This window comes from Rhizobium sp. P32RR-XVIII (assembly GCF_012641395.1).
Taxonomy (GTDB): Bacteria; Pseudomonadota; Alphaproteobacteria; order Rhizobiales; family Rhizobiaceae; genus Rhizobium.
Map to the genome: position 1 here is coordinate 1 of NZ_JABAIH010000006.1, position 19,595 is coordinate 19,595.

Here is a 19,595-nt window from a genome sequence, read left to right on the forward strand (position 1 = left end):
GAAGGCCGCAGGTTCAAATCCTGCCCCCGCAACCAACCACAACGATCATAGTCGCAAAAAGCCCGCCGGTTAGGCGGGCTTTTGCGTTCCAGGGCGCGGTCAACGGCGCGTCAGGCGTTTCGCCGGCGCGAAGACTTCATCTTCGTTGGCGATGGTAGCTCGTCGTTCGCAAAGCCCACCATAACCTGAAGGCCGCAGGGTCAAATCCGGCAACCGCAAACAAGCACAACGATCATATCCGCAAAAGCCCGCCGCGTAGGCGGGCTTTTGCGTTCCACGTCACGGTCAACGGCGCAGGCGTTTCGCCGACCACCACCCCTCCGAATGAAATCGAGCACCGATGGCTTGTCAGGACCGGCTATCCCAAGCGGAGCCTTCCAGAGGCGAATACGGTTCAGCTCCGGATTTTTGCCTTGCCTTCCTCAACAAGCCGTGCCGCAGCAGCCGCCGAAACAGGCGCTCTAGCAATGGGGAGAACGCACGAATCCGATTTGTCTTCTTAAAATTCGCATCACCTCCTAGATAGCAACCGTTCGCGAGGGGTGACATCTGCGGCCGGCTGGTCATGGCGGATCCGTGACATCGTCTGAGCCGCGGCATATCGCCTCCGGGCAGGCCGGATTTCTGGTTCGGAAGACTGGCGTCGGCCATGAGGGTTAAATCAGGGTAATGCTAATATACATCTCTGAATAAAGCGCCTGATGTGTTAGATTAATTCCAGAAGAACGCGGTTTCGGGGAGTAGAGGCGCTCGGCGTTCAAATCGTCGTAGCAGCGTTCGCGGGGGTATCCCAGTAGCATTTTCTGCCATGCCGGGAACGGTGAGGTCCTCATCAGAAGGGCCTCTGGATAACGGCTTTAATCGGGAGGTGTACAATGCTTCGCAAATTGTTTCTCACCTTGGCTATTGCGACGTCCGCACTTGCGATCAATGGAACCGCTTGGGCTGACATCACCATCCTCGTGCCCTCCGGCAGCGAGGGCGACGGCCTGAGAGCCGCAGCCGCCGACTACGCCAAAATGAAGAGCACGAAGGTCGAAATCGTCCAGGCGCCCTACGCCAACGTTTTCGAGAAAGCAGCGAATGCCGGCCAGACAAAATCGGGCGCTTTCGATATCGTGCTGATGGACGATCCGTGGATCCCATTCTTCGCCGAAAATGGCCATCTCGAGGATCTCAGCGGCTACTTCGCCAAGCTTGGAGTTCCAGGCCCCGACAACGACTTCCTGGCAAAGTCGCTGGCGGTTTGCCGCAACCCGTACAATACCGGCCCGTTCGTCTGCATTCCCTATGTCGGCAATGCGCAGATGTTCTTTTATGACGGCGCAAAGTTCGCAGAGGCCGGAGTATCCGGCGCGCCTAAGACGTGGGACGATGTTTACAAGGCAGCCAAGTCCATCACCGACGCCGGCGGAGGACGTTTCTACGGCTACGTATTCCGCGGCGGTCAAGGCAACAACGTGGTCGCCGATTTCATGCCGCTCCTGTGGTCGTATGGCGCCAACCTCTTCAATGCCGACCGCACCAAGGTGACCCTTGATACCAAGGAAGCCAAGGAGGCGATGACGATGTTCATGACGCTGAAGGGGATCTCGCCCAAGGGCGTCGAAAGCTTCGCGCCCGAGGATGTCGGTCGTGCAATGACGTCGGGCGTTGCCGCCTCGTCGATCAACTGGCCGAACTGGGTCGCCACCTTTGAAGACCCGAGCCAAAGCCAGGTGGTTGGCAAGATCTCCTACGCGCCGATGCCGGCAGGCACGCACGCCGGCTCATCGGAGATCGGTCACTGGACCATGGGCATAATGTCGGCTTCGAAGAACAAACAGGAAGCCTTCGATTTCATGAACTGGGCGACCTCGCCGGAGCAGATCAAGATTTCCGCCACGCGCGGCAATCCGCCGGTCCGCTTCTCGGTGTTTACGGATCCCGAACTGACGTCGCAGCCGCAATTCCGGCACTACCCGACGCTGATGGAGGCGATCAACTTCTCGACGCCGCGGCCGCGCCATCCCAAGTGGCCTGAGATCGAGAACGCACTCGGCATCGAGCTTTCCAAAGCTGTTGCGGGCACGATCACCCCGGACGAGGCCCTGAAGAACGCGCAGGAATCGGTCTCGAAAATTACGAACATGTACTAACGCGCGTGTACGTCCATGAGGACCGTCGGTTCGGATCCCGGGAATTATGCAGGAGGGGAGCAGCCTGAGGGTGGGCGGGGTTTGCGGACCCCGCCCGCAAAAAGACGGCAACTGCGCCGGGGAGGAGCTCATAGGAGGGGCTGATGGTGAGGTCCGAAAGCGGCGCATTGGCCGCGCAGCTTCGACCGGGTGGTGGCGGTCTGGAGCAATGGGCAGAGCGTCACCTGCGCATCCTCATGCTGGCGCCCGCACTGCTGCTCCTCGCCGGGCTGACGCTGTTTCCGACCGTCTACATGTTTACCGCGGCGGTACAAAGGGTCAGTCCTGACCCGAGTGTGCCTCGCGAGTTCGTCGGGCTCGGCAATTTCGTGCGGATGCTCAGCGATCCGGAACTTCACCTCGCCGTCAAGAACACGGTGGTGTTCACCAGCATCGCGGTAACGCTTGAATTTCTCCTCGGCCTCGGCCTTGCCCTGCTTTTCGACAAATACATTCGCCGGCTGAATTTCCTCAAGACAATCCTGTTGGTGCCCATGATGATTCCGCCGATCGCCGTGGCGCTGACGTGGAAGCTCATTTATCAGCCGCAATTCGGCGTCCTCAACGAGTTGATGTATCGCCTCGGATTGCCCGCCCAGGCATGGGCCGGCGATGTCAACCTCGCGATGGCAACGATCATCGCAGCAGACGTCTGGGAATGGACGCCGTTCATTTTTCTGCTGATGCTGGCCGGGCTGGCAAGCCTGCCGACCGAACCCTACGAGGCCGCGCAGGTTGACGGCGCCTCGGCCTGGCGCCAGTTCTGGGACCTGACCATACCCTTTCTCAAGCCGGTGATCGCCATTGCCCTGCTGCTGCGGATCATGGATGCGCTCAGGCTGTTCGATCTGGTGTTCATTCTCACCGTGGGTGGCCCGGCAGGGGCAACCGAGACACTCAGCCTCTATATCTTCAAGGTCGCGTTCACATTCGTCGACATTGGCTATGCGGCGGCGATCTCGCTGGTGGTGCTGTTCGTAACGGTCGGCTTCAGCACCTGGTTCATCAAGCGGTTGCGGCTGGTGGATTGAGGAGGACACCGTATGGCAACCCGCGCACGGCATCGAATCGGTGAAGAGATGCTCCGGATGCTGGCCTATCTCGGAATGGCATTCGCGCTGTTCATCACCATCTTTCCTGTCTATTGGCTCGCCCAGAATTCATTCAAGCTCGACATCGACATCTTCGCTGTGCCGCCGGTGTGGTTCGATTTTCCGCCGACCCTCAAGCACTATGAAGCGGCTTTCATCGGGCAGCCGTTCTTGATCTACGCCCTCAATAGTCTGATCATCGCCGTGGCGACGACAATCGTCTCTCTGGTGTTCGGCACCATGGCCGGCTACGCCCTGGCCCGCTTCCAGTACCCGGGCCGGTGGCGCTACCAGATCTCGTTCTGGATCCTGTCGACACGCATGATGCCACCGATCGTGACGATCATACCGCTGTTCATCTTCTTCAACTTCTTCAACCTGCTGAACACCAAACTCGCCGTCGTCGTCGCTTACACCGCTTTCAACCTGCCCTTCGTGACCTGGATGATGAAGAGTTACTTCCAGGATCTTCCGCCCGAACTCGAGGAGTCCGCGATGGTCGATGGCGACACGCGCTGGGGGGCCTTTCTCCGGATCGCCCTTCCGCTGGCGCGGCCCGGCATCGCCGCAACGGCGATCTTCAGCCTGATTCTTTCCTGGAATGAATTCCTGCTCGCGCTGATCCTGACCCAGACGGAGCGGTCGATGACGCTGCCGGTTGGAATTTCCGGCCGGGTCACCCAATACACCACTCATTGGGGCGAGATCAGCGCCGCCGGCTTCCTCGCCAGCGTTCCGATCATCGTCTTCGCGCTGATCGTCCAGAAGCACCTCGTCCGGGGATTGTCCCTGGGCGCCGTCAAAGGCTGAAACCGATGGCGTCCGTCACGTTCAAGAATGTGTACAAGAAGTTCGGCGAATTCCTCGCCGTGGCCAACTTCAACCTCGAAATCAAAGACAAGGAGTTTCTCGTTCTGCTCGGGCCCTCCGGCTGCGGCAAGACGACGACCATGCGTATGGTCGCGGGTCTCGAGGAAGCAACCTCCGGCGACATCTACATCGACTCGGACCGCATCAACGGCGTTCTGCCCAAGTATCGCGACGTCGCGATGGTCTTTCAGTCTTATGCCTTGTACCCGCATCTCACGGTCGAGGAGAACATCGGCTATCCGCTGAAGATACGCAAAGTGCCGCTCGAGGAACGCAAGCGACGCATCGCCGAGGTCGCACGGCGGGTGGAACTTGACACGATGCTGTCGCGGCTGCCGAAGGAACTTTCCGGTGGCCAGCGCCAGCGTGTAGCGCTTGCCCGGGCGATCGTGCGCACCCCGCGGGTCTTTCTCATGGACGAGCCGCTATCCAATCTCGACGCCAAGCTCCGCACCCAGATGCGCGCCGAACTGAAGCATCTTCAGCACGAGCTGCAGGTCACGACCATCTACGTTACCCACGACCAGATAGAAGCGATGACGCTTGCCCACCGCGTGGCGGTGATGAACAAGGGCGTGATCGAGCAGCTCGGGACGCCGCGGGAAATCTACAGCGATCCGCGCACCCTCTTCGTTGCCGGATTTATCGGCTCGCCGCCGATGAACCTTATTCCGGGAGACGTCAGTGACGGTTTGTTCGTCAGCGACGGCCTAAGGGTGGAGGGCATTGGCGGGGTGAACCTCTCCGGCGCTGTCCTCGGAGTCCGTCCGGAAGACGTCCATGTCGCCGAAGCCGGGGACCCCGGCGTCAATCTGGTCGCGCCGATCTATTCGGTGGAACTTACCGGCGAGAGCACGCTTGTCAGCGTCCGGTTGGGCGGACGCCTCATGACCTTGCGCGCGGACAAGCATTTCGCCGGTCAGATCGATCAAGAAATCGGTATCAGGGTTGTCACGGATCGGGTGTTTTTGTTCGATGGAGAGACGCAATCTCGCATTGATTTCTAGCCTGCTCGGTGCAGCGCTAGCAATCGCCCTCGCATCTCATGCGAGGGCGACCGATGTCGGCCCCATTGCTGGAAATCCGTTGATTGAGATTCCCGCCGGCGCATTCCTCTTCGGCCGCGATGACGGCCCCGAAAACGAACGCCCGCGGCGCGTGCTGGAAGGCCAAGCCTTCGCGATCAATCGCACCGAGATCACGAACCGGCAATACCAAAGTTTCGTCGACGCCACCGGGCACCGGTCCGCCTTCTACGCAACTCACCCGATCCTGGGGTTGGACGACCGGCCGGTTGTCGGGGTGAGTTGGGTGGACGCCGACGCCTTTTGCCGCCACTACGGACTGGCTCTCCCTTCCGAGCAGCAATACGAGAGGGCGGCACGAGGGACGAAGGGCGGCCGGTATCCGTGGGGCGAAGCTCCGCCGGACCCTACGCGGGCAAATTCCGGGACCGATGCCTGCTGCTCCGCCGATGCGCGCGACGGGTATCCCATGACCGCGCCGGCTGACTCCTTCGCTGACGGCGCAAGTACCGAGGGCGTCCTCAATCTTGTTGGCAATGTCTGGGAATGGACGGGCGACCTCTACGCTCCGTACGAAGGTGGCCCGCCGATAGGAAGCGTTGGGTCCTATCGTGTGCTTCGCGGAGGCTCGTGGAACAGCGATCCAAAGCACCTTACGACGACCTATCGCCTCGCCTATGATCCCGAATTCCGTTTCTCCGGTAATGGTGGTTTCCGATGCGTCCGTTCCGCGCCTTGATTATTGCCGCAGGTCTTCTGTTCCTGGCAGCCGGTGCCGGCGCAGAGCCGAAGGTTGCACCCGGCTATAAGCTCGAGACCTTCAACATGCCGGGCGCGGCCTTCGCCGGCCTCTCTCGCGATGGCGAGGACTTGCTCGTCAGCGATCTCGCCAGCGGCCGGCTCTACAGCCGCGGCGGAGATGGCAAGCTTGTTCCCTTCGGGCCGATATTTCAGCATGGCCCTGACGTGATTGGCGACCCGACCGGGCCCTATCGAGTCGTCCGCGCCGGCGATGCCTATGTCGTTGCCCAGGGATGGAAGCCGGCCGATGCCGATGAGGATCAGTTTGACCACGCTCTCGTTGCGGTCGACCTCGATGGCCAGGCCCGTGTCATCAATAGCGATTTCTGGAATCCATTCGATTTGATCGTCTCGGACGGAACCTATTACGTGATCGACTCCGCGCGAAACAGTGTCGAACGCGTGGAGGCGGACGGCCGGAAAAGCACGCTCACGACATTCGGTCGCCTGGCACAGGCTGCCACGACACTCCGCAGCCTTTCGCCGACCGAGTTCGCCAAGGGCGACAGCTATGAGGTCGACGCGGTGCCGACCGGCATCGCCCTTCGCGATGGGCGCCTCTATGTTACGTTGTTCGGCGGCTTTCCTTTCCTTGCCGGTGCCGGCAAGGTCGTTTCCCTTCCCGAAGCCGGCAATGCGCCAAGGCCGCAGCTTGAGGTCGAAGGACTGAATGCGCCCGTGAGTGTCGCCTTCGACAGCGATGGGGAGATGCTTGTCCTCGAACATGGCACATACGACCAGAAAGAAGGTTTCGGGAAGGGTAGCGGGCGGTTGCTGAAGCTTGGCAAAACGACAGGCGACCGCAAGATCATTCTCGACGGCCTGACCCGGCCAGTATCCGTTCTCGTCTGGGACGAGCGGCGGATCGTCGTTTCCGAGCTCGGCGGCAACCTCCATTTTCTGACCGACGAAGCTCAGCGCTGACCAGCGACCGGCGGCTAATTTGCCGGCGCGCTCTGCCGCACCCGTTGATCCAAGAACATTCGTTTGACACGCGAATAGTTTTCATTTCTACTTCAATCGGTTTCGAATTGCGCGCAGGCACAAGTCGAATCCGGCGCACGGGGAGGGGAAGAGTGGGCCAAGGACATCACGACCTATTCGTGATCGGGGGCGGGATCAACGGCTGCGGGATCGCGCGGGATGCGGCGGGGCGCGGCTATGCGGTGGCGCTGGCGGAGATGGGCGATTTCGCCTCGGGGACGTCGTCGGGGGCGACCAAGCTGATCCATGGCGGGCTGCGCTATCTCGAGCATTACGAGTTCCGGCTGGTGCGCGAATCGCTGATGGAGCGCGAGGTCTTGTGGGCGATGGCGCCGCACATCATCTGGCCGCTGCGCTTCGTGCTGCCCTACCAGAAGGGCGGCGTCCGCCCGGCCTGGCTGATCCGCCTCGGGCTGTTCCTCTACGACCATCTCGGCGGCCGCCGGCTGTTGCCGCCGACGGCGGTGCTTGACCTTCGCCGCGATCCGGCCGGCCAGCCGCTGAAGCCGGTGTTTGCCAAGGCCTTCGAATATTCCGACGGCTGGGTCGACGATGCCCGGCTGGTGGTGCTGAACGCCCGCGATGCCGCCGACCGCGGCGCGCTGATCCTGCCGCGCACCAAGGTGGTCTCGGCCCGCCGCGAGGGCGGCCTGTGGGAGATCGACAGCATGAACATGCTGACCGGCGAGAACCGCCGGCATCGGGCCCGCATGCTGGTCAATGCCGCCGGTCCCTGGGTCGATCAGCTGCTGCGCGCCGCTTTCGGTCAGAACGAGGCCCGGCATGTGCGCCTCGTGCAGGGCAGCCACATCGTCGTCCGGAAGAAGTTCGAGGGGCCGCGCGCCTATTTCTTCCAGAACCCCGACAACCGCATCATCTTCGCCATTCCCTACGAGGAGGATTTCACGCTGATCGGCACCACCGATCGCGACTATAACGGCGATCCGCAGGCAGTCAGGATCTCCGAAGAGGAGACCCATTATCTGTGCGCCGCCGCCAGCGAATATTTCAACGAGCCGGTGAAGCCGGAAGATATCGTCTGGAGCTATTCGGCGGTGCGGCCGCTCTATGACGACGGCGCCTCGAAGGCGCAGGAGGCGACGCGCGACTACGTGCTGAAGGTGGAGGGCGAGGCCGGTGCCGCACCGCTGCTCAACGTCTTCGGCGGCAAGCTGACCACCTACCGGCGGCTGTCGGAACATGCGCTGGAAAAGATCGGCGCGGCGATCGGCGAAAAGGGCGCGCCGTGGACGGCCAACAGCCATCTGCCGGGCGGCGACTTTCCGGTGCAGGGTTACGAGGCGCAGGTCGCGACGCTCAAGGCAGCCTATCCGTTCCTGGCCGATCCGCATGCCCGCAGGCTGACGCGCCGCTACGGCACCCGCGCCAGCGCGCTGCTCGGGCAGGCGCGATCGCTTGGAGACCTCGGCCGCTGCTTCGGATCCGATCTTTACGAGGCCGAGGTCGGCTATCTCGTCCAGCACGAATGGGCCATCACCGCCGAAGACGTCCTGTGGCGGCGCTCCAAGAAAGGGCTATATCTGGCAAAGGACGAGGTGAAAAATTTGGAGGAGTACATGGCCGCGATCCCTGCGCAACTGGCAGGGTGAACAAGCGGCATGTCGTCCCCGTTGTGAGGAGGCACGGGAACGGAATGCTTGAACTGCGCAATACCACCAAGACGGTGGGGGGTGAATACCATATCTACCCGACCGATCTGACACTTGAACGCGGTACGCTGAACGTCCTGCTGGGGCCGACGCTCTCCGGCAAGACGTCGCTGATGCGTCTCATGGCCGGGCTCGATCGGCCCACCAGCGGCTCCATCCATTTCGATGGCGTCGATGTAACCGGCGTGCCGGTGCAGAAACGCAACGTCGCAATGGTCTACCAGCAGTTCATCAATTACCCCGCATTGTCGGTCTATGAGAATATCGCCTCGCCGTTGCGGATCTCCGGCCGGGACGCGAAGACGATCGACGCGGAAGTGCGCAAGGCGGCGGAGCTCCTGAAGCTGACGCCCTATCTTGAGCGCACGCCGCTCAACCTTTCAGGCGGGCAGCAGCAGAGAACGGCGCTTGCCCGCGCCCTTGTCAAGAATGCGGACCTGGTGCTTCTCGACGAGCCGCTCGCCAATCTCGATTACAAGCTTCGCGAGGAACTGCGCCAGGAACTGCCGAAGATATTCTCCCAGTCGGGCGCGATCTTCATTTATGCGACGACGGAGCCTTCGGAGGCTTTGCTGCTCGGAGGCAACACTGCCACCCTGCATCAGGGACGCATCACGCAATTCGGTCCTACAATCTCCGTCTATCGACGGCCGACCGATCTGGTGACAGCCAAGACCTTCGCCGACCCGCCGCTGAACTTTATCTCCGTGTCCAAGACCGGCGCGAGCTTTCAGCACAACGGCCAGATTGGCATTCCCGTGCCGGCGCACCTCGCGACGATGGGAGAAGGTCCGGTCACCATCGCATTTCACCCGCATCATCTTTCCTTGACGCCGCAGACCGCGGACGCGCCCAGGCTGCGCGCCAAGACGCAGGTCTCGGAAATTACCGGCTCCGAAAGCTTCGTGCATCTGGATTACGGCGGGGTGCGCTGGGTGATGCTGGAGCATGGCATTCACGACATCGAGCCGGATACGGATCTCGACGTGTTTCTGGACACGCGTCATCTGCTGGCCTTCGGCGAAGACGGCCGCGCCATCGCTGCCGCGCGGCTGGCGGCATAGGGGGTAAAATGGCACGGATTACGCTCGATCACATCCGTCATGCCTACGGGCCGAACCCGAAGACGGACAACGACTATGCCCTGAAGGAAGTCGATCACGAATGGACCGACGGCGGCGCCTATGCGCTTCTCGGACCATCGGGATGTGGAAAGACGACGCTCCTCAATATCATCTCCGGCCTGCTGCAGCCATCGCACGGACGCATCCTGTTCGACGGCGTGGACGTGACCATGCTTTCGACGCAGGCCCGCAACATTGCGCAGGTTTTCCAGTTTCCCGTCATCTACGACACGATGACGGTTTACGACAATCTCGCCTTTCCGCTTCGCAACCGCGGTGTTCCGGAACAGGAGGTCGACCGTCGCGTTCGCGAAACGCTCGAGATGATCGATCTCGCCGATTGGGCCAAGCGCAAGGCCCGCGGGCTGACGGCGGATCAGAAGCAGAAGATCTCGCTTGGACGCGGTCTGGTGCGAAACGACGTCAATGCGATCCTTTTCGACGAACCGCTGACCGTCATCGATCCGCACATGAAATGGGTGCTGCGGTCGCAGTTGAAGCGGCTGCACAAGCAGTTCGGCTTCACGATGGTCTACGTGACGCATGATCAAACGGAGGCGCTGACCTTCGCCGAGAAGGTCGTCGTCATGTACGAAGGAGAGATTGTGCAGATCGGCACCCCGGCCGAGCTCTTTGAGCGTCCGAGCCACACTTTCGTCGGTTATTTCATCGGCTCGCCGGGCATGAACCTCATGCCGGCTAAAGTCACCGGCAATCAAGTCAAGGTCGGCAGCGAGACACTCAATCTCAGCTACGCGCCCAAGACGAATGGGGCGGCCAAAATCGAACTTGGCATCCGCCCGGAATTCATCCGCCTCGGACGGCAGGGCATGCCCGTCGCGATCTCAAAAGTCGAGGATATCGGCAGGCAGAAGATCGTTCGCGCCCGATTTGCCGATCAGCCGATCGCGATCGTCGTGCCGGAGGATGCAGAGATCCCGGTAGACGCGCGGGTCAGCTTCGATCCGGACGCCATCAGCATCTACGCCGATTCATGGCGTATCGGCAGGGAGGGCTGACCGTGGACAAGACCTGGAACAACAAGGCGTGGTTTCTCGTCCTGCCGGTATTGCTGCTGGTCGCATTTTCCGCCGTCATTCCGCTGATGACGGTGGTCAATTACTCCGTTCAGGACACGTTCGGTAACAACGAGTTCTTCTGGGCCGGCACGGACTGGTTCGAGGAGATCCTGCATTCCCAGCGTTTCTGGGCGGCGCTGCAGCGAAACCTGCTGTTTTCCTTCATCATCCTGATGCTTCAAATCCCGCTCGGCGTCTTCATCGCGCTCAACATGCCGAAAAAGGGCATCGGTGTTCCGATTTGCCTGGTGCTGATGGCGCTTCCGCTGCTCATCCCGTGGAACGTGGTCGGCACGATCTGGCAGGTCTTTGGCCGTGTGGACATCGGCTTGCTCGGCCACACGCTGGAGGCGATGGGACTCGACTACAACTATGTTCGCGATCCCATCGACGCTTGGATCACAATCATCGTCATGGATATCTGGCACTGGACGAGCCTCGTCGTTTTGCTCTGCTATGCTGGTCTCGTTTCGATCCCGGAGGCCTATTACCAGGCGGCGAAGATTGACGGCGCCTCGCGCTGGTCGGTCTTCCGCTATATCCAGCTCCCGAAGATGAAGCGCGTGCTGCTGATTGCCGTGCTGCTGCGCTTCATGGACAGCTTCATGATTTATACCGAACCCTTCGTCGTCACCGGTGGCGGTCCCGGCAATTCCACGACATTCCTCTCGATCGATCTCGTGAAGATCGCGGTCGGCCAGTTCGACCTCGGGCCTGCCGCCGCGATGTCGATTATCTACTTCCTGATCATCCTGCTGCTCTCGTGGATTTTCTACACGGTGATGACCAGCAGCGACGCGAATTCGTGAGGAGGGAGGGGAAAATGAAAGCCAAGAAATACAAACCTGCCGGCAACTTCTCCTGGATCGTTTCGACGCTCTACATCCTCTTTCTGCTGCTGCCGATCTACTGGCTGATCAACATGAGCTTCAAGGAGAACGCCGAGATCACCGGCACCTTCTCGCTCTGGCCGCTGAACCCGACAATACGGAATTACGCGGTGATCTTCACCGACCCATCCTGGTACAGAGGTTACATCAATTCCATCATCTATGTCGTGATGAACACGGTGATATCGGTGCTGGCGGCCCTCCCCGCGGCCTACGCCTTCTCGCGATACCGCTTTCTCGGCGACAAGCATCTGTTCTTCTGGCTGCTGACAAACAGGATGGCTCCCCCGGCGGTTTTCGCGCTTCCCTTCTTCCAGCTCTATTCGGCCTTCGGCCTCATCGACACGCATATCGCGGTTGCCCTGGCGCACTGCCTTTTCAACGTGCCGCTGGCGGTCTGGATCCTCGAAGGCTTCATGTCGGGCGTGCCGAAGGAAATCGACGAGACGGCCTATATCGACGGCTATTCGTTCCCGCGCTTCTTCGTGAAGATCTTCATGCCGCTGATTGCCAGCGGCATCGGCGTCGCCGCTTTCTTCTGCTTCATGTTTTCGTGGGTCGAACTGCTGCTTGCCCGCACGCTGACGACGACGGCCGCAAAGCCGATTTCGGCGATCATGACCCGCACCGTTTCCGCGGCCGGCATGGATTGGGGTGTTCTGGCGGCAGCCGGCGTGCTGACGATCGTGCCGGGTGCGCTCGTCATTTATTTCGTCCGGAACTACATCGCCAAGGGTTTCGCGCTCGGGCGCGTTTGAGGGGAGCTGGATATGAACTTTTCCTGGATGGCGTGGACGTTGCCGACAGCGTTGTTCTTTCTGACGATCCTGTTGCTGCTGATCGGCATGAGCATCTGGGAATATTTTGCGCCGGGAGGCTCCCCGCGGGTCGGCATCCTGCGTTTCGAGACGACGCGCGGGGACCGCCTCTTCGTCTCGCTGCTCGGCGCCGCATTCATTCATCTCGCATGGCTGGGCCTTGTGGGGCCTAACCTGTGGTGGGCTCTTGCCCTCTCCGTAGTCTACGCCCTCGGCGTATTCCGCTACGTGTGACGGCAAGGAGATACAGATGGCCGGGGGTAGGTCTGGCCGCCTGAGACGTGCAAATGCAATCGCAACTCTGGGAGGATATTATGCGAAGGCATCTATTAGCGACAACAGCAGGCATTTTGCTGGCCATGGCCGGCTCCGCTTACGCGGGGATGGATGAGGCGAAAGCCTTTCTGGACAAGGAAATCGGGGATCTCTCGACGCTTTCCCGCGCCGATCAGGAAAAGGAAATGCAGTGGTTTATCGATGCGGCGAAGCCTTTCGCCGGGATGGAGATCAAGGTGGTTTCCGAGCCCATCGAAACCCACAGCTATGAGCAGAAGGTTCTGGCGCCGGCATTCAGCGCTATAACGGGCATCAAGATTACCCATGACATCATCGGTGAAGGTGACGTGATCGAGAAACTGCAGACGCAAATGCAGTCGGGAGAGAACATCTACGACGCCTATGTCAACGACTCCGACCTAATCGGCACGCATTGGCGCTACCTGCAGGCGCGCTCCCTGACCGATTGGATGGCGAATGAAGGCAAGGACGTCACCAACCCCGGCCTCGACATCGCCGACTTCATTGGCACAAGCTTTACGACGGCTCCGGACAAGGAACTGTACCAGTTGCCGGACCAGCAGTTCGCGAACCTCTACTGGTTCCGATACGACTGGTTCAACGACGAGAAGAACAAGGCCGACTTCAAGGCTAAGTACGGCTACGATCTCGGCGTTCCGGTCAACTGGTCTGCATACGAGGACATCGCCGAGTTCTTCACCGGCCGCGAGATCGACGGCAAAAAGGTCTATGGCCACATGGACTATGGCAAGAAGGACCCGTCGCTCGGATGGCGCTTCACCGATGCCTGGCTCTCAATGGCCGGCAACGGCGACAAGGGTCTGCCGAACGGTCTGCCGGTCGACGAATGGGGTATCAAGGTCGACGAGAACTCGCGGCCGGTCGGCTCGTGCGTGGCGCGCGGCGGTGACACCAACGGCCCGGCGGCGGTCTATTCGCTCCAAAAATATCTCGATTGGCTGAAGGCCTACGCGCCGCCGGAAGCCCAGGGGATGACTTTCTCCGAGTCCGGCCCGGTGCCGGCGCAGGGACAGATCGCCCAGCAGATCTTCTGGTACACCGCCTTTACCGCCAACATGGTCGCGCCCGGCCTGCCGGTGGTGAATGAGGACGGCTCGCCGAAATGGCGCATGGCGCCGAGCCCGCACGGCGTATACTGGAAGGATGGCATGAAACTCGGCTATCAGGACGTGGGTTCCTGGACGATCCTGAAGTCGACGCCTGACGACCGGGCCAAGGCAGCTTGGCTCTATGCCCAGTTCGTCACCTCGAAGACCGTGGACGTGAAGAAGAGCCATGTCGGCTTGACCTTCATCCGCGAGTCCACGATCCGCGACAAGAGCTTCACCGAGCGTGCGCCGAAGCTCGGCGGTCTGATCGAGTTCTATCGCTCGCCGGCCCGCGTGCAGTGGTCGCCGACCGGCACGAACGTGCCTGACTACCCGAAGCTCGCCCAGCTCTGGTGGCAGGCGATCGGTGAGGCGGCAACTGGGGCTCAGACGCCGCAGGAAGCGATGGATTCGCTTTGCTCCGAGCAGGAAAAGGTGCTGCAGCGCCTGGAACGAGCAAAGGTCCAAGGCGACATTGGTCCGAAGCTCGCCGAAGAGCATGATCTCGAATACTGGAACAAGGATGCCGCCGGAAAAGGCAATCTCGCTCCGCAGCTGAAGGTCGAGAACGAGAAAGAGAAGCCGATCACGATCAACTACGACGAACTGGTCAAGAGCTGGCAGTCGAACTGATCGTCATCGGAGCGGGCCGGGGGAACGAGGCTTCCGGCCCGCGTCACAAGCTTTGTACCGCAAGGGAACAAGTCCAGCGACTGTGGAGTTATTCAGCGCATCCAATTCGATTGTGCTGGATAGAAAATGACGGATTTTCGAGCCATTTCCGATAACCGCAGGTCAGCCAAAGCAATTGATTACATTACCACGGTCGCTCGCCGCCGCGCAGTCCCCCCCGCCGTACCGGACGGTATCGTCAGCCAGGGCCGAAACGCCTGGCGTGTGGGCAGGGCGGACAAGGCGGCCTTTCTGGTTGACGGCGCAACCTATTTCGCCGCGCTTGATCAGGCTGTGCGACAGGCAAGACATTCGATCTGGATCATCGGCTGGGATTTTGATCCCGATATCCGGTTGAGACCAAATGCAAGCTCACAGACACTTCGTGAGCTCCTGCTGGAACTTGCGGACGATAACCCCTCGCTACAGATCCGGATTTTGGTCTGGGGCATGGGGCCGATCTATTCCGGCAAGACACTGAAGCTCTTCAAGGAAAGCGACTTTTCTGCACACCCTCAGATCAACCTGCGTTTCGACTTGCGGCACCCGTTGCGTGGCTGCCACCATCAAAAGCTGGTTTCCGTCGATGACAGCGTCGGCTTCCTCGGCGGTATAGATCTGACGGCCCGGCGCTGGGACGAGCCGGACCATCGCGTCGACAACCCGCATCGTAAGACGCCCGATGGGGTGCCTTACGGTCCAGTGCACGACATGCAGGCGATGATTTCCGGCGAAGCTGGGCGACTGATCGGCGAGGTGTGCCGGCGGCGATGGAAACAGGCAACTGGTGAGGCGATCGTAGCCTCTCCCGAGGGAGCCGTGCCATGGCCGCCTGCGATCCCCCCGGAGATGGAGCATGTGAAGGCAGCCATTGCACTCACAGAGCCGGGACTGATTGGCAAACGCGGGCGCTTCGAAGCCTTCCGCCTGACGCGCGATGCCATAAATGCAGCGAAGAAATACATCTATATCGAGACGCAATATCTCGCCTCTTTCGGCGTAGCGCGGGCGATTGCGAAACGCCTCAGAGAGGCTGATGGCCCGGAGATTGCCGTTCTGGTCACAAAGAGCTCGCACGGCCTTATCGAAAAGCTGACAATGGGCAACAACCGCGACCGGTTGATCCGCAGGCTCAAACGCATCGACCGGCATGACCGCTTGCGCGTGATGTACCCGGTAGTGCCGGACGGGCAAGATGGCGAGCAGGAGGTCATCATTCATTCCAAGGTGGTCATCGTCGATGATCATTTCATTCGAATCGGCTCGTCCAATCTCAACAACCGTTCGGAGGGGCTCGATACGGAATGTGACCTGGCAATCGAGGCCGAAAGCGACGTTCACCGGCGGGCAATAGCGTCGCTCCGGTACCGGCTGATTGCCGAGCATCTCGATGCCACGCCGGAGGCGGTGCGCGACATGGAAAGAGAGAGGCGATCGCTGCTCGCTACCCTAGAGGCACTGAATTTCCGCAAAAGAGGTCTTCGCCATTTTGCGGTCGATGTCTTCCGAGGCCAGACATCGCCGATGATCGGGACCGCCCTCGTTGACCCCCGCCGGCCCTATTGGCTGCTACAGAAGCTGCGTCTGCGCATCGGCCGGCTGATCAGCGTTATCTTCTGACACCTTCTTGCGCCTGTGGAACACGACCTCGCTGATCGCGAAAACTGGGAGGCCGATCAGCAATGGAAGCAGGAAATAGATCATCCTGAAGGCGACCAGAGCGCCTATGGAAGCGGCCCCGGGCAGGACGTGGCTGATTGTTGCTTCCAGGACACCCAGACCTCCTGGTACGTGCGTGGTGAGGACCGCGAGGTTGGCAAGCACATAGGCCGTCGCCGTTTGGACAAAGCTTACGTTTCCCTGGGCCACCAGCATCTGACGCAGGCAGGCTGCGACGAAGATGAAGTTCAGCGTGCCGATGAAGACCTGGCCAAACGCGATCTTCAGGCTTGGCATTTCAAACCTCCATTTCCTCAGATGCAAAGGGGCGCGCAGGGTCGCGGAAAGCACGAGGTAGAGAGCGGGAAAGCCGAGACAGGCGAGGCCGAGGCTGAACAGTCCGGCCCGGTTGAGCTTGAGGAGGTTTGCAGCGTCCTGCGGGTTGAAGAGCAAGGCGAGGCCGGCGAGCGCCGATAGGCCGATACCCACGGTCAGGCCGCAAAACAGGATGACCTTGGCAATCTCTTCGGCATTCAAGCCGGCCCGTGAATAGAAACGGTAACGGACAGCGCCGCTGCTCAGCGCGGCGAAACCAAGGTTATGCCCGATCGAGAGACTGGTGAAGGAGGCAAGGGCGGCTTTCGGATAGGGCAGCGGTTTTCCAGCGTAGCGGAGTGCCAGCCAGTCGAAGCCGGTAAGACAGACATAGGAACCGGCTGCAAAGCCAAGGCCCGCGATAAGGCGGAGGCCGGGTATCGCGCGGATCGACTCCACGACTTCGCTCAGTGTGTAGCGGCTGAAGACCCTGTAGAGCAGGTAAGCGGCCAGCAGGAGGCCGAGAACGAGGGTTGCATTGATGAGCGCTCGCTTTGCAGACATGCATGTCCCGTTTCGTTGGAGTTCCGCGGATGGAACGAAACAGGCCGAAAGCAAGTTCCCCCGGACATGAGCACATTCTCTTCTGTCTTGCCGGAGCAAGCTGGCGGCGAACTGAAAATCCTGACCTACAATGTGCATAGCTGCATCGGCACGGACAGGCGAATAGAGCCGACGCGGATCGCCGATGTGATCGCGGAAACAGGCGCCGATATCATTGCCCTGCAGGAGCTGGATGTCGGCCGCAAACGCACGGGCGGCGTCGACCAGGCCCATATGATCGCCTCACTCTTGAAGATGGAAGCCCATTTTCATCCGGCGCTGCATGTCGAGGAGGAGAAATACGGCGATGCCATTTTGACAGCCCTGCCCACCCGGTTGATCAAAGCTGGGCGGTTGCCTTCCGTTGGCGAGATGCGCGGAGCGATATGGGTTCAAGTCGACTTGGCCGGAGCCCATTTGAACCTATTGAACACGCATCTTGGTCTGCGCCGCATTGATCGGGCGCGGCAGGCGACGGCGCTGCTCGGCGAGGAATGGATCGGAAGTGCCAACTTCCAAGCTGCGCCAGCGATCATCTGTGGCGACCTCAATGCCATTCCGTTATCGCCGGCCTACAAAATGCTGGCACGCCATTTCCGCGATGCACATCTGCTCGCCGCCCGGCGTCCGCGCGCGACCTACCCTTCGCGGCTGCCGGTTCTGCGCATCGATCATATTTTTGTATCCGATGGACTTGATGTGACATCCGCGATCGTGCCGACGACACCGCTCGCGCGCCGTGCCTCCGACCATCTCCCTTTATTGGTCAGCGTCTCGCCGGCTACAGCGCTCAGGTGATCGGAAAGTCGATGCGAGGTCTCTGCGGAAACTGGGTTCCGGCATGCGGATGGTTGATGCATGCGAGTATGCATCCGAGCGCCTCGCCAGCCAAAAATCACACCCGTGAAACGCTCCCTTCTTCCGTCCTCTCGCAGGGAAACGGATTTTATCCTGAAGTTTTGAGTGAGTAAAAGTTTTTCAATGACTTAGCATGGCATTTGATTTTTCTTGCATCGCGAGAAAGACTTGACGCCGCTGCTTTTATATCGTTTTAAATTATCAACCGCGATGGGAGTTGCGGGGCATGTTTGCCGCTTCAACTGCGGGAGACATCACGGCGGACGAGGAGGGTCTCGCCGCTGACTTGCGAACGGGAGGATATCATGCGCAAGTTTTTGGGCTCGGCAGCCGTTGCTGCCGTTATGATGGCGGGTACGGCAGCTTACGCAGCCGAAAACGTCGAAGTTCTGCACTGGTGGACATCCGGCGGGGAAGCCGCGGCTCTTAACGTGCTGAAAAAGGATTTGGAAACGAAAGGCATCGGCTGGACCGACATGCCGGTCGCTGGCGGCGGCGGCTCCGAAGCGATGACCGTCCTGCGCGCCCGCGTTACATCGGGCAATGCCCCGACGGCGGTGCAGATGCTCGGTTTTGACATCGTCGACTGGGCCAAGGAAGGCGCACTGGGCAATCTCGACGATACTGCCGCCAAGGAAGGCTGGGACAAGGTCATTCCGGCGGCGCTGCAGAATTTCTCCAAATATGACGGCCACTGGATCGCCGCGCCGGTCAACGTTCACTCGACCAACTGGATCTGGATTAACAAGGCCGCGCTCGACAAGGCCGGCGGCAAGGAGCCGGCGAATTGGGATGAGCTGATTGCACTGCTCGACAAATTCAAGGCTCAGGGGATTGTCCCGATAGTTGGCGGCGGCAACGCTTGGAACGCGACAACGATGTTCGACTCCGTCGTTCTTTCGCTGGGCAACGATTTCTACAAACAAGCCTTTAACGATCTCGATCCTGCCGCGTTGGGCAGCGACAAGATGAAGGAAGCCTTTACCCGCCTGACCAAGCTGCGGTCCTATGTCGACGACAACTTCTCCGGCCGCGAGTGGAACCTCGATTCTGCCATGGTTATCGAGGGCAAGGCCGGTATGCAGATGATGGGCGACTGGGCAAAGGGCGAATTCATAAAGGCCAAGAAGGTCCCCGGCACCGATTTCGTTTGCATGCGCTTCCCCGGCACCCAAGGGAGCGTAACGTTTAACTCCGACATGTTTGCGATGTTCAAAATTGCACAGGACAAGGTGCCCGCACAGCTGCAGATGGCATCCGCCATCGAAAGCCCGTCCTTCCAGTCCGCCTTCAATGTTGTCAAGGGGTCGGCTCCTGCACGCACCGACGTCCCGAATACGGACTTCGACGCTTGTGGCAAAAAGGCAATCGCAGACCTCAAGGAAGCCAGCGACAAGGGCACGTTGATGGGCTCCATGTCGAACGGTTACGGTGCACCGGCGGCAGTGAAGAACGCGGTCTATGACGTCGTCAACCGCGTGTACAACGGCGAACTGACGCCGGATGAAGCGATCAAGGAACTGCCCGCCGCCGTCGCTGCTGCGAAGTAACAG

The 19,595-nt window shown here is 60.4% G+C and carries 17 protein-coding genes; 16 read left to right on the forward strand and 1 reads right to left on the reverse strand.

Annotated elements, in window-relative coordinates; genetic code table 11:
• Nucleotides 1-875 precede the first annotated feature (875 nt).
• The 14 genes from HGP14_RS18325 (at nt 876) to HGP14_RS18390 (ending at nt 16,227) form a co-directional block, all read left to right on the forward strand.
• On the forward strand, nt 876-2,138 hold the full coding sequence (locus tag HGP14_RS18325) for an ABC transporter substrate-binding protein (RefSeq protein WP_168831316.1): 1,263 nt from the start codon (nt 876-878) through the stop codon (nt 2,136-2,138).
• A gap of 143 nt (nt 2,139-2,281) precedes the next feature.
• Nucleotides 2,282-3,208 (forward strand): carbohydrate ABC transporter permease, encoded by a 927-nt coding sequence (locus HGP14_RS18330; protein ID WP_168831317.1) that lies wholly within the window; start codon nt 2,282-2,284, stop codon nt 3,206-3,208.
• Nucleotides 3,209-3,220: 12 nt separating this feature from the next.
• The gene (locus HGP14_RS18335) at nt 3,221-4,078 is read left to right on the forward strand and encodes a carbohydrate ABC transporter permease (RefSeq protein WP_168831318.1); all 858 of its coding nucleotides are present in this window, start codon (nt 3,221-3,223) and stop codon (nt 4,076-4,078) included.
• Nucleotides 4,079-4,083: 5 nt separating this feature from the next.
• Nucleotides 4,084-5,145: an ABC transporter ATP-binding protein gene (locus HGP14_RS18340; protein WP_168831319.1), complete on the forward strand. Its 1,062-nt coding sequence runs from the start codon at nt 4,084-4,086 to the stop codon at nt 5,143-5,145.
• Nucleotides 5,146-5,224: 79 nt separating this feature from the next.
• Nucleotides 5,225-5,902, forward strand: coding sequence for a formylglycine-generating enzyme family protein (locus HGP14_RS18345; RefSeq protein ID WP_409527088.1), 678 nt, complete (start codon nt 5,225-5,227; stop codon nt 5,900-5,902).
• Complete coding sequence (locus HGP14_RS18350; RefSeq protein ID WP_168831321.1) at nt 5,881-6,888, forward strand: ScyD/ScyE family protein; 1,008 nt, start codon at nt 5,881-5,883, stop codon at nt 6,886-6,888. The genes HGP14_RS18345 and HGP14_RS18350 overlap by 22 nt, the downstream gene beginning before the upstream one ends.
• Before the next feature lie 152 nt (nt 6,889-7,040).
• Nucleotides 7,041-8,558 (forward strand): glycerol-3-phosphate dehydrogenase, encoded by a 1,518-nt coding sequence (gene glpD / locus HGP14_RS18355; RefSeq protein WP_168831322.1) that lies wholly within the window; start codon nt 7,041-7,043, stop codon nt 8,556-8,558.
• A 44-nt stretch (nt 8,559-8,602) separates the two neighbouring features.
• A complete protein-coding gene (locus HGP14_RS18360; RefSeq protein ID WP_168831323.1) occupies nt 8,603-9,682 on the forward strand; it encodes an ABC transporter ATP-binding protein in 1,080 nt (359 codons plus the stop codon).
• Between the two features lie 8 nt (nt 9,683-9,690).
• Nucleotides 9,691-10,761, forward strand: a complete 1,071-nt coding sequence (locus HGP14_RS18365) for an ABC transporter ATP-binding protein (protein ID WP_168831324.1) — start codon at nt 9,691-9,693, stop codon at nt 10,759-10,761.
• A 2-nt stretch (nt 10,762-10,763) separates the two neighbouring features.
• On the forward strand, nt 10,764-11,630 hold the full coding sequence (locus HGP14_RS18370; RefSeq protein ID WP_168831325.1) for a carbohydrate ABC transporter permease: 867 nt from the start codon (nt 10,764-10,766) through the stop codon (nt 11,628-11,630).
• A 14-nt stretch (nt 11,631-11,644) separates the two neighbouring features.
• Nucleotides 11,645-12,469: a carbohydrate ABC transporter permease gene (locus HGP14_RS18375; protein ID WP_168831326.1), complete on the forward strand. Its 825-nt coding sequence runs from the start codon at nt 11,645-11,647 to the stop codon at nt 12,467-12,469.
• A 12-nt stretch (nt 12,470-12,481) separates the two neighbouring features.
• Nucleotides 12,482-12,763 (forward strand): DUF2160 domain-containing protein, encoded by a 282-nt coding sequence (locus HGP14_RS18380; protein WP_168831327.1) that lies wholly within the window; start codon nt 12,482-12,484, stop codon nt 12,761-12,763.
• An 80-nt stretch (nt 12,764-12,843) separates the two neighbouring features.
• Nucleotides 12,844-14,568 (forward strand): ABC transporter substrate-binding protein, encoded by a 1,725-nt coding sequence (locus HGP14_RS18385; RefSeq protein WP_168831328.1) that lies wholly within the window; start codon nt 12,844-12,846, stop codon nt 14,566-14,568.
• 126 nt (nt 14,569-14,694) lie between these two features.
• Nucleotides 14,695-16,227, forward strand: a complete 1,533-nt coding sequence (locus HGP14_RS18390) for a phospholipase D-like domain-containing protein (protein WP_168831329.1) — start codon at nt 14,695-14,697, stop codon at nt 16,225-16,227.
• Here the strand turns inward: HGP14_RS18390 and HGP14_RS18395 are convergent.
• Entirely contained in the window at nt 16,177-17,145 is a 969-nt protein-coding gene (locus HGP14_RS18395; RefSeq protein ID WP_168831330.1) for a lysylphosphatidylglycerol synthase domain-containing protein, read from the reverse strand. The genes HGP14_RS18390 and HGP14_RS18395 overlap by 51 nt on opposite strands.
• Nucleotides 17,146-17,211: 66 nt before the next feature.
• Here HGP14_RS18395 and HGP14_RS18400 point away from each other — a divergent pair, with 66 nt between their 5' ends.
• Both HGP14_RS18400 and HGP14_RS18405 read left to right on the forward strand, forming a co-directional pair.
• Nucleotides 17,212-17,982 (forward strand): endonuclease/exonuclease/phosphatase family protein, encoded by a 771-nt coding sequence (locus HGP14_RS18400; RefSeq protein ID WP_168831331.1) that lies wholly within the window; start codon nt 17,212-17,214, stop codon nt 17,980-17,982.
• 365 nt (nt 17,983-18,347) lie between these two features.
• Nucleotides 18,348-19,592 carry an ABC transporter substrate-binding protein gene (locus HGP14_RS18405; protein WP_168831332.1) on the forward strand — a complete coding sequence of 415 codons (1,245 nt, stop codon included), beginning with the start codon at nt 18,348-18,350 and terminating at the stop codon, nt 19,590-19,592.
• Nucleotides 19,593-19,595 lie beyond the last annotated feature (3 nt).

Coding starts and splice junctions, on each gene's coding strand:
- HGP14_RS18360 (WP_168831323.1), top strand. CDS start 8,603: ATGCTTGAACTGCGCAATACCACCAAGACGGTGGGGGGTGAATACCAT.
- HGP14_RS18375 (WP_168831326.1), top strand. CDS start 11,645: ATGAAAGCCAAGAAATACAAACCTGCCGGCAACTTCTCCTGGATCGTT.
- HGP14_RS18365 (WP_168831324.1), top strand. CDS start 9,691: ATGGCACGGATTACGCTCGATCACATCCGTCATGCCTACGGGCCGAAC.
- HGP14_RS18350 (WP_168831321.1), top strand. CDS start 5,881: ATGCGTCCGTTCCGCGCCTTGATTATTGCCGCAGGTCTTCTGTTCCTG.
- HGP14_RS18380 (WP_168831327.1), top strand. CDS start 12,482: ATGAACTTTTCCTGGATGGCGTGGACGTTGCCGACAGCGTTGTTCTTT.
- HGP14_RS18395 (WP_168831330.1), bottom strand. CDS start 17,145: ATGTCTGCAAAGCGAGCGCTCATCAATGCAACCCTCGTTCTCGGCCTC.
- HGP14_RS18340 (WP_168831319.1), top strand. CDS start 4,084: ATGGCGTCCGTCACGTTCAAGAATGTGTACAAGAAGTTCGGCGAATTC.
- HGP14_RS18325 (WP_168831316.1), top strand. CDS start 876: ATGCTTCGCAAATTGTTTCTCACCTTGGCTATTGCGACGTCCGCACTT.
- HGP14_RS18390 (WP_168831329.1), top strand. CDS start 14,695: ATGACGGATTTTCGAGCCATTTCCGATAACCGCAGGTCAGCCAAAGCA.
- HGP14_RS18330 (WP_168831317.1), top strand. CDS start 2,282: ATGGTGAGGTCCGAAAGCGGCGCATTGGCCGCGCAGCTTCGACCGGGT.
- HGP14_RS18405 (WP_168831332.1), top strand. CDS start 18,348: ATGCGCAAGTTTTTGGGCTCGGCAGCCGTTGCTGCCGTTATGATGGCG.
- HGP14_RS18400 (WP_168831331.1), top strand. CDS start 17,212: ATGAGCACATTCTCTTCTGTCTTGCCGGAGCAAGCTGGCGGCGAACTG.
- HGP14_RS18385 (WP_168831328.1), top strand. CDS start 12,844: ATGCGAAGGCATCTATTAGCGACAACAGCAGGCATTTTGCTGGCCATG.
- HGP14_RS18335 (WP_168831318.1), top strand. CDS start 3,221: ATGGCAACCCGCGCACGGCATCGAATCGGTGAAGAGATGCTCCGGATG.